Source organism: Rhodococcus sp. MH15 (genome assembly GCF_019266045.1).
Classification (GTDB): domain Bacteria; phylum Actinomycetota; class Actinomycetes; order Mycobacteriales; family Mycobacteriaceae; genus Rhodococcus_F; species Rhodococcus_F qingshengii.
The window spans coordinates 1-256 of record NZ_LPNP01000069.1 but is presented as its reverse complement, the minus strand read 5'-3'; the positions used below and the strand labels follow the sequence as shown (position 1 = coordinate 256).

Here is a 256-nt window from a genome sequence, read left to right as displayed (position 1 = left end):
AGGCCTTGGCGATGGCCCGGGCGGGTTGGGACTGGAGGGTGGAGTCGGGTCCGGCGACGACGCCGTGGGCGCCGATTTCCGCGATCCAGGTCAGGCCGAGTTCTTCGGCTTTGGTTTTGCTCATCACCACGACGGCGGCGGCGCCGTCGGAGATCGGGGAGGCGGAGCCGGCGGTGATGGTGCCGTCCTTGCTGAACGCGGGACGCAGTTTGCCGAGGGATTCGGTGGTGGTGTCGGCGCGGATGCCTTCGTCCTG

The 256-nt window shown here is 69.1% G+C and carries 1 pseudogene; it reads right to left on the bottom strand.

Going from position 1 to position 256, the window contains the following annotated elements:
* A pseudogene (locus ATN37_RS33155) lies at nucleotides 1-256 on the bottom strand (acetyl-CoA C-acyltransferase); the annotation flags it as partial.